Source organism: Mesorhizobium sp. M7A.F.Ca.CA.002.04.1.1 (assembly GCF_004022805.1).
GTDB lineage: Bacteria > Pseudomonadota > Alphaproteobacteria > Rhizobiales > Rhizobiaceae > Mesorhizobium > Mesorhizobium ciceri.
The window spans coordinates 1-8,174 of the sequence record NZ_RZPL01000201.1; the positions used below are offsets into that span (position 1 = coordinate 1).

9 protein-coding genes and 1 pseudogene are annotated in these 8,174 nt (G+C 62.1%); 8 read left to right on the plus strand and 2 right to left on the minus strand.

What is annotated here, in order from left to right; all coding sequences use genetic code 11:
• The 6 genes and pseudogenes from ENZ75_RS35100 to ENZ75_RS13075 form a co-directional block, all read left to right on the plus strand.
• Positions 1-101: pseudogene (locus ENZ75_RS35100) on the plus strand (membrane protein insertion efficiency factor YidD); the annotation flags it as partial.
• 135 nt (positions 102-236) lie between these two features.
• Positions 237-1,064 carry a class D beta-lactamase gene (blaOXA, locus tag ENZ75_RS13055; RefSeq protein WP_013531977.1) on the plus strand — a complete coding sequence of 276 codons (828 nt, stop codon included), beginning with the start codon at positions 237-239 and terminating at the stop codon, positions 1,062-1,064.
• A 176-nt stretch (positions 1,065-1,240) separates the two neighbouring features.
• The gene (thrS, locus tag ENZ75_RS13060) at positions 1,241-3,217 is read left to right on the plus strand and encodes a threonine--tRNA ligase (protein WP_027162582.1); all 1,977 of its coding nucleotides are present in this window, start codon (positions 1,241-1,243) and stop codon (positions 3,215-3,217) included.
• An 84-nt stretch (positions 3,218-3,301) separates the two neighbouring features.
• Positions 3,302-4,240, plus strand: a complete 939-nt coding sequence (locus ENZ75_RS13065; RefSeq protein WP_063167876.1) for a GNAT family N-acetyltransferase — start codon at positions 3,302-3,304, stop codon at positions 4,238-4,240.
• A 105-nt stretch (positions 4,241-4,345) separates the two neighbouring features.
• The gene (locus tag ENZ75_RS13070) at positions 4,346-4,621 is read left to right on the plus strand and encodes a type II toxin-antitoxin system ParD family antitoxin (RefSeq protein WP_063167877.1); all 276 of its coding nucleotides are present in this window, start codon (positions 4,346-4,348) and stop codon (positions 4,619-4,621) included.
• Positions 4,611-4,925 (plus strand): type II toxin-antitoxin system RelE/ParE family toxin, encoded by a 315-nt coding sequence (locus ENZ75_RS13075; RefSeq protein WP_063167878.1) that lies wholly within the window; start codon positions 4,611-4,613, stop codon positions 4,923-4,925. Before ENZ75_RS13070 ends, ENZ75_RS13075 begins: the two co-directional genes overlap by 11 nt.
• 20 nt (positions 4,926-4,945) lie before the next feature.
• On the opposite strand, the gene ENZ75_RS13080 is transcribed toward ENZ75_RS13075, so the two are convergent.
• Entirely contained in the window at positions 4,946-5,908 is a 963-nt protein-coding gene (locus ENZ75_RS13080; protein WP_013531974.1) for a hypothetical protein, read from the minus strand.
• 157 nt (positions 5,909-6,065) lie between these two features.
• On the opposite strand from ENZ75_RS13080, the gene ENZ75_RS13085 reads away from it, so the two are divergent.
• Together ENZ75_RS13085 and ENZ75_RS13090 are read left to right on the plus strand one after the other, a co-directional pair.
• Positions 6,066-6,650: a nitroreductase gene (locus ENZ75_RS13085; RefSeq protein WP_024505355.1), complete on the plus strand. Its 585-nt coding sequence runs from the start codon at positions 6,066-6,068 to the stop codon at positions 6,648-6,650.
• Positions 6,651-7,259, plus strand: a complete 609-nt coding sequence (locus tag ENZ75_RS13090) for a flavin reductase family protein (protein WP_024505354.1) — start codon at positions 6,651-6,653, stop codon at positions 7,257-7,259.
• 17 nt (positions 7,260-7,276) lie between these two features.
• On the opposite strand, the gene ENZ75_RS13095 is transcribed toward ENZ75_RS13090, so the two are convergent.
• Complete coding sequence (locus ENZ75_RS13095) at positions 7,277-7,993, minus strand: TetR/AcrR family transcriptional regulator (protein WP_063167879.1); 717 nt, start codon at positions 7,991-7,993, stop codon at positions 7,277-7,279.
• Positions 7,994-8,174: the final 181 nt, after the last annotated feature.

The following is an 8,174-nucleotide window of genomic DNA, read 5'->3' on the forward strand; positions in this document are numbered from 1 at the left end:
GCATAGACCTCGTGCCGGAGGCGCTTGCGGATCGCTATCTCTGGTTCATGCCCTGGCGGTACTGGCGGATCGGCAGCAAGCGCGGCAAAGCGCAGGAATGATGGCCGGGGAGAATAGCAGGTTTACGATCCGGTAGGGTTAACAACAGCCTGCACAAAGACTGCGCATTTGAGACAAAATCGAGACAAGAGACCCCGCTAAGCCGCTCGCGAACCCCCTTCTGGAGCGAGCAGAAAATGCGCAATTTCGACCGTCTTCCCTTCATCTTTGCCGGGATCCTGTTCCTGCTCGCCTGGCTGCTGGGATTTCCGCTGCGCGCGCAATCGGCGCCGCTGGGGGATTTGCAGTGCACGGTGATCGCCGATGCGGCGAGCGGCAAGACGCTTTACCAGGACGGAGTGTGCGACCAGCGGTTCAGCCCGGCCTCGACGTTCAAGGTGCCGCTGTCGCTGATCGGCTATGACAGCGGGATCCTGAGCGACGAGCATACGCCGGCGTGGGACTACAAGCCGGAGTTCAAGGCGGTGAAGCGGGACCAGAAGACCGTCGATCCGGTGATCTGGGAACGGGATTCGATCGTCTGGTTCTCCCGTGAAATCACCAGTCGGCTCGGGCCGGAAAAATTGGCTGGCTATGTCTCCAAATTCGGCTACGGCAATGCCGATGTTTCCGGCAATCCCGGCAAGAATGATGGTTTGACCCAATCCTGGATAAACTCCTCGCTCAAGATCACGCCGGTCGAGCAGGTCGATTTCCTGCGCAAGCTGCTGGCCCGCAAGCTGCCTGTCTCGGCCAGGGCCTACGACATGACATCAGCCATCATCCCGACCTTCCAGGCCGGAGGCTGGACGGTGCAGGGCAAGACCGGAAGCACCAGGCTGCGCAACGATGCCGACAAGGTTCAGGATAAGCGCTCGCTTGGGTGGTTCGTCGGCTGGGCGAACAAGGATGGCCGCCAGATCGTCTTTGCGCGCCTTGTCGTCGACACCGATCGGACCGATATGCCCAAAGGCCTCAAGACCCGAGCCGCGTTCCTGAAGGACCTGCCGCTGCTCATCAAATGAAGTCTGACATTTGAGCCGGGCTTTACGGCGGCGGAATCTGTCCATAAAAGACAGCCGCTGCCGGACGCATCCGGCCTACTCTTTGCATGTCGTAACCCCAAAACCGTCCACACACTTTTGGGCGACATGCATTTCAACCACCCGCGCTCGTTTGCGGGACTGGATAGGAGATATACATGCTGAATTCCGTTTCCCTGACATTTCCCGATGGCTCCGTCCGCGAATACGACGCGGCGATGACCGGTGCCGGCCTCGCCGAATCGATCTCGAAGTCGCTGGCCAAGAAGGCGGTCGCCTATGCGATCGACGGCACCGTCCGCGATCTCAGCGATCCGCTTGGCAAATCCGGCAAGGTCGAGATCGTCACCCGCGACGACCCGCGCGCACTCGAACTGATCCGTCACGACGCCGCACATGTGTTGGCGGAAGCCGTGCAGGAATTGTGGCCGGGAACGCAGGTGACCATCGGGCCGGTGATCGAGAACGGGTTTTACTACGACTTCGCCCGCAACGAGCCGTTCACGCCTGACGATTTTCCCGTGATCGAGAAGAAGATGCGCGAGATCATTTCGCGCAACAAGCCGTTCACCAAGGAAGTCTGGTCGCGCGACAAGGCGAAGAAAGTGTTTGCCGACAAGGGCGAACGCTACAAGCTGGAGCTGATCGACGCCATTCCCGAGGATCAGGATCTCAAGATCTACGCGCAGGGCGACTGGTTCGACCTTTGCCGTGGCCCGCACATGGCCTCGACGGGGCAGATCGGCAACGCCTTCAAACTGATGAAGGTGGCCGGCGCCTATTGGCGCGGCGATTCGAACAATCCGATGCTGACCCGCATCTACGGCACGGCCTGGGCTGATCAGGCGCAGCTCGAAGCCTATCAGACGATGCTGGAGGAGGCCGAGAAGCGCGACCACAGGAAGATCGGCCGCGAGATGGACCTGTTCCATTTCCAGGAAGAGGGGCCTGGCGTCGTCTTCTGGCACGCCAAGGGCTGGAAGATGTTCCAGAACCTGGTCAACTACATGCGCCGCCGCCTCGACGAGCAGGGCTATCAGGAGGTCAACGCGCCGCAGGTTCTCGACAAGAGCCTGTGGGAGACGTCAGGCCATTGGGGATGGTATCGCGACGCCATGTTCAAGGTGACGGTGGCCGGCGACGATACCGATGACGACCGGATCTTCGCTCTGAAGCCGATGAACTGCCCGGGCCATGTGCAGATTTTCAAGCATGGGTTGAAGTCTTATCGCGATCTGCCTGTCAAACTTGCAGAATTCGGCAACGTCCACCGTTACGAACCATCCGGCGCGCTGCACGGGCTGATGCGTGTGCGCGGTTTTACGCAAGACGATGCGCACATCTTCTGCACCGAAGAGCAGCTGGCGGCGGAATGCCTGCGCATCAACGATCTGATCCTGTCGACCTATGCTGATTTCGGTTTCGACGAAATCAGCGTCAAGCTGTCGACGCGGCCGGACAAACGCGTCGGTACCGACGAGGCGTGGGATCACGCCGAGGCGATCATGGGCGGCGTGCTGGAGACGATCAGGACACGGTCCGGCAATCGCATCAAGACCTCGATCAATCCGGGTGAGGGCGCCTTCTACGGGCCGAAATTCGAATATGTGCTGAAGGATGCCATCGGCCGCGAATGGCAGTGCGGCACGACGCAGGTCGATTTCAACCTGCCGGAGCGGTTTGGCGCCTTCTACATCGGCTCGGATTCCGAGAAGAAGCAGCCTGTCATGGTTCACCGCGCCATCTGTGGCTCGATGGAGCGCTTCCTCGGCATCCTGATCGAGAACTATTCCGGCCATTTCCCGCTGTGGTTCGCGCCGCTGCAGGTGGTGGTGGCGACGATCACGTCGGATGCCGACGACTATGCGACCGAGGTGGTGGCAAAGCTGAAGGCCGCTGGGCTGTTGGCGGAAGCGGATCTGCGCAACGAGAAGATCAACTACAAGGTCCGCGAGCACAGCCTGGCCAAGGTTCCGGTCATCCTCGTCTGCGGCAAGCGCGAAGCGGAAGAGCAGACGGTCAACATGCGCCGACTGGGCTCGCGCGACCAGGAATCGCTTGGCCTTGACCAGGCGATCGCGCAACTGACTGAGGAAGCCGTCACACCCGACCGCCGGCGCAAACGCGCGGCCTGATTGGCATGGTTTCGACCAAATGGCGGTGGAGCGATCCACCGCCATTTTCATATCCCTGTCACGCCGACCTTGTAACGAGCCCCTATGCTCAAGTTGAAATTGCGCGAACGACCCTTTCCCGAGCTTTCCTATGCCAATCCGCGCCAGCCGGCGCTGACGCGCTGGTTCATACATTCGGTCGAAGGCTTGTCGGGCCGCGACCGCTACACAGCACTTTATGATTTCTGGCGCCGCCAGATCGTGCCGACCGGCGAACGCGTGTTCAGCCGCATGCTCGACCTGATCGACGTGCGGGTGCGGACCGCTGATCAGTGGCCGCCCGCGCAATTGCCGGACACGCCGCTGGTGATCGTCGCCAATCATCCGTTCGGCATCGGTGACGGTATCGCCGTGCTGTCGCTGGCCGAGCAGCTCGGCCGTCCGTTCCGGGTGATGATCCACAAGGATCTGCTCAAGATCCGCGAGATGGAGCCTTATTCGCTGCCGATCGACTTTTCGGAGACCAAGGATGCGCTGAAGAACAACATGGCCGTGCGCCATGAAGCGGTGCGCCTGTTGAAAGAGGGCGTCACCATCGTGGTATTTCCGGCCGGCGGTGTCGCCACCGCGCCAAAGGGTTTTGGCCGGGCGCGCGATCTGCCGTGGAAGATGTTTCCGGCCCGCCTCGTCCAGGACGCCAGGGCGTCGGTCATCCCGATGCATTTTTCCGGGCAGAACGGCAGGCTGTTCCATCTTGTCAGCGGGCCGATGAACATGGCCGAGCGCGACGGCCGGGTGGCCAAGTTCGTCGGCAAGGCCTCGCTGACGCTGCGCACATCGCTGCTCATCCACGAATTCGCGCGGCTGTCGGGCAAGGCGATCGACGTGCGCGTCGGCGATGTGCTGAGCTGGAGCGAACTGGAGCCGTTGCGCGACCGCAAGGCCTTGCTCGACCGCCTCCATCGCGGCGTGTTCGACCTGGCGCCAGCTTTGCCACGCCGCCGGATCCCGTTCCTGCCGGCGCGGACCGAACTGGCGGCTTGAACAATAAACGTCCGGCTCACAGGGCCGAGTCTTGGCTGGCCGTTGAGAAAAATAGTATGACACTGTAATGTCATGCGCTATATTAGGGCAAGGAAAGAGCTTGCCATGAGAACCAGCAAACCGATCACCGTGACCCTCGGCCGCCAGCAGGCCAGCGTTGACGTACGCCTGGCGTCGGGTGCCTACGACTCCGCCAGCGAGGTGATGCGCGCCGCGCTGCGCGCCCTCGACCGCGAAGAGCAGACCATCACCGCGATTATGCGCGCCAAGGTCCAGGAAGCCCTTGACGACCCGCGTCCGGACATCCCGGCAGAAGACGTCTTCAAAGCGCTGCGCGCCCATCATGCGGACCGCATGAAGGCCTCCAAGCTTGACACATAAGGTCGTCTTCAGACCGGCGGCTCAAGCCGACCTCTTCGCCATCTACGACTACATCGAAAACGACAGCGGGAGCAGACGTGCCGACGACTATGTCGACCGCATAGAGGCCGCGTGCATGGCGCTGTCCAACTTCCCGGAGCGCGGGACCGTGCGCGACACTGTTGGCCCCGGCGTCCGCATCGTCGGCTTTGAACGCCGCGTGTCGATCGTTTTCCGGGTCGACGGTGACACCGTGGTCATCCTGCGCGTGCTCTACGGCGGACAGGATTATCCTGCTGGTTCAGAGGATGACGCAGACACCTGATTCTTCTGGTGGATTGCGAACTAATCCGCGCCTTCTTCAGGATCCATCGCCGCGGCCTCGGTGGCCAGAACCTCGATTTCCTGGTTCTGCCCGGCCACGACCGTAAAATCCTTCTGGTAGATGCGGTCGCGGTTCTTGGCGATGATGGTGTAGTCGCCCTCGGCCAGCACCATCGAGGCGAAAGCGCCGACGGTTTCCTTGATCGGATCGCCGGACTCGTTGAGCAGTGACCAGGACGTGTCGGCGATCGCCTCGCCACCGGTTTCGCGCACCAGCTTCATCGTGATCTCGGCGGCGTGATGCTCGACGGTGGCTTCGGTCAGCTTGCCGGCCTCGACGCGGATGTCGGAGCGAATGACTGCATTGACCGCGCCATAGGTCGAGACGACATGGTAGATGCCGGCGTTGAGCCGCACGACGCTGTTGGGCTCGACATCGGGAATGATCAGCGCGCGGTCGCCATTGGCCTCGGCAGTGCCCTCGTAGATCGAAAAGCGCAGCTTCTTCGGTGGAATGCGCACGCCGCCGGACAGCACGGCGTCGAGCTTGAGGCCGCCGGCATCGAGCACGAGGCTTTCGCGCTTGGCGTCCTTGCCGACAGTGATGCGTTTGGTGGCGCCGGCCCGGCCGTAGGAGGCGTGAACCAGATAGCTGCCGGGCTCGAGCTGGAAGACGGCGGTGCCGCCATGCGAGGAGGCGACCATCGGCAATTTGCCGTTGACGGCTTCCGGCTTGAAGACCCGCCAGACGATGCCGCGCGTGATGTCGGAACCCTTGTCGGTCAACTGGGCAGAGAGTGTGATGGCACCGCCGCCGCTCAGCGCCAGTGACGTCTCGCCTTTCGGCGTCGCGTAGCTCGAAATTCCCGGAAGCTTCAGGTCGCTGACACCGTCGACATTCTGCGCCATGGCGAACGAAACCGGCGCCATGAACAGCAGGGCGCCGAGCCAGACCAGGAAAAGACGGACAGTCCCCTCAAACATGCCTTGCGTTGAAGCCCATGGCGGTGGCAATTTCAAGGCTTAAGAGTCCGACCGATACGACTCTTCCGTCCGGCGTATCCCGCGCCAATGCCCGAGCCGCCCGAATCCCCGATGGTGCGCTTCAGCTCAAAACAGAATGTCCAGGAGACTTGCGCCCATGGCGTCGCCGATCATCGACTTCCTGCTGACCCGAAACTCCGCACCGATTCCAGATCTGAAGGAGCCGGCGCCGAGCGATGCGGAGATCGCGACAATGATCACTGCTGCCTCCCGGGTGCCCGATCATGGCCGGTTGGAGCCCTGGCGCTTCATCCTCTACCGTGGCGACGCCCGCGTCGAGATCGGCAGGCAACTGGCAGCACTTGCCGAGCAGCGGGAGGGCCCATTGACGGAGGGCCGCCGCAATCAGGAACTGGCGCGGTTCTCGCGCGCACCGCTGGTGATCGGCGTCGTATCTGTCCCCAGGGAGAATCCAAAAATCCCGCAATGGGAAATGTTCCTGTCGGGCGGCATGGCGGCGATGAACCTGATGATATCAGCCAACGCGCTGGGCTTTGGCACCAACATGATCAGCAACTGGTATTCGGATGTGCCGGAGGGCAGGGCACTGCTGGGGCTGGCGCCGCAGGAGCGGGTCATCGGCTTCATCCATATCGGCTCCTATGCCGGCCCGGCGCCGGAGCGGCCCCGGCCCGATCCGGCAAAGCTGTACAGTGACTATTCGGGGCCGTGGGTCGGCTGAATGTTCTACGAGCCTTCAAAGGGCCACGGCCTGCCGCACGACCCTTCGAAGGCGATCGTGGCGCCGCGTCCGATCGGCTGGATTTCGACACTGAACAGGGCTGGTGAGATCAACCTCGCGCCGTATTCCTTCTTCAATGCCGTTTCGACGCGGCCTTTCATCGTCTGGTTCTCCTCCGAAGGCGAGAAGGACAGCGCCTCCTTCGCCCAGGAAACCGGCGAGTTCGTGGCCAATCTGGTCAGCCGCGATCTCGCGGAGAAGATGAACCGCACGTCGGTCAATGCTCCGCGCGGCGTCAATGAGTTCGTCTATGCCGATCTTGCCATGGCGCCGTCGCGCCTGGTCGCCCCGCCGCGCGTGGCGGCAGCGCCGGCCGCGCTCGAATGCCGGGTGACTGAAGTTTTTCGGCCAAAGGCCCTGGACGGGTCGCCGACAAGTGCCGTTATCGTCGCCGGTGAAGTGGTCGGCGTGCATATCGACGACGCCTTCCTGACGGACGGCCTGTTCGACATCACCAAGGCCGGCAATGTCGCTCGTCTCGGCTATATGGACTATGCCAGCGTCGACGAGGTGTTTTCGATGCGCCGGCCGCGCTGGGACAAGGACTAGATATCAGGCTCGGCCAGCTACCGCGCCTTGCCGGAACTCGTTCGCCGCCTGGCGGTCATGACGGTGCGCACATAGCCGGGCTCGCCGATCCGAATGCTTCCATCGGGCAGGCCCAGTATGCGGTCGAGGGCGATCTCGTAGAGCCTGACGCGTTTCTCCAGGACTTCGATCGCGGCCTCCATGTCGGCGTCGCTGCCGCCGGCAATGGCCTTGGCGACGACATCACGCGTGGCCATGCCGAATTGCATGACGATGTCGGCGACACCTTCCGGATCGAAGGTCCTGAAGGTGCCGTCTTCGATTCCTTGCCTGATGACCTTGACCAGCAGCGGTGAAAACGACGCGCTGGCGGCCAGATTGATACGGTGGAAAAGCACCAGATTCTCAGGCCGGAACATCGTCTCGAAAAGAGCCCAAGCTTCCGGCGCGGTTTCGATCTTGGCCCGCCGCGACTGGCTGAGCAGGCCATTCAGGCGGCCAAGCGGGTCGAGGCCGGGATCGTGGAGTATGTCCTGGACCCCAGCCAGTGCCTGTTTTGCAAAGCGATCGGCCAATGCCTCCAGGAGAGCCTCCTTGGAGGGGAAGTAATGATAGAAAGCACCCTTCGAGATGCCGGCGGACGCAATCACGTCATTGAGGCTCGCTTTGTCATAGCCTTGGGTCAGGAACAGGGTCTGGGCATGATCCAGAAGTTCTTCTCGCCTGAGTTCTGGATGCTTGATGACACGGGGCATGACGAACTTTCTGCACGTGATGGCTGCTCCCGTCCAGTCCCGACGTCGGCAGCCAGGGCAACGGATTTCGGGTTAACGGGTCCCTTCGGAGTCTCCGCTTGCGCGTTGGCTGACGGAGCATCAAACGAAAAACCCGCCTGTGCGGCGGGTCACTGGCGCAAATCAGCACCATGGGCAAAAA

Bases quoted from the DNA above. Each gene is read 5' to 3' on its own strand.
- thrS (WP_027162582.1), top strand. From the start codon at position 1,241: ATGCTGAATTCCGTTTCCCTGACATTTCCCGATGGCTCCGTCCGCGAA.
- ENZ75_RS13070 (WP_063167877.1), top strand. From the start codon at position 4,346: ATGAGAACCAGCAAACCGATCACCGTGACCCTCGGCCGCCAGCAGGCC.
- ENZ75_RS13065 (WP_063167876.1), top strand. From the start codon at position 3,302: ATGCTCAAGTTGAAATTGCGCGAACGACCCTTTCCCGAGCTTTCCTAT.
- ENZ75_RS13095 (WP_063167879.1), bottom strand. From the start codon at position 7,993: ATGCCCCGTGTCATCAAGCATCCAGAACTCAGGCGAGAAGAACTTCTG.
- ENZ75_RS13080 (WP_013531974.1), bottom strand. From the start codon at position 5,908: ATGTTTGAGGGGACTGTCCGTCTTTTCCTGGTCTGGCTCGGCGCCCTG.
- blaOXA (WP_013531977.1), top strand. From the start codon at position 237: ATGCGCAATTTCGACCGTCTTCCCTTCATCTTTGCCGGGATCCTGTTC.
- ENZ75_RS13085 (WP_024505355.1), top strand. From the start codon at position 6,066: ATGGCGTCGCCGATCATCGACTTCCTGCTGACCCGAAACTCCGCACCG.
- ENZ75_RS13090 (WP_024505354.1), top strand. From the start codon at position 6,651: ATGTTCTACGAGCCTTCAAAGGGCCACGGCCTGCCGCACGACCCTTCG.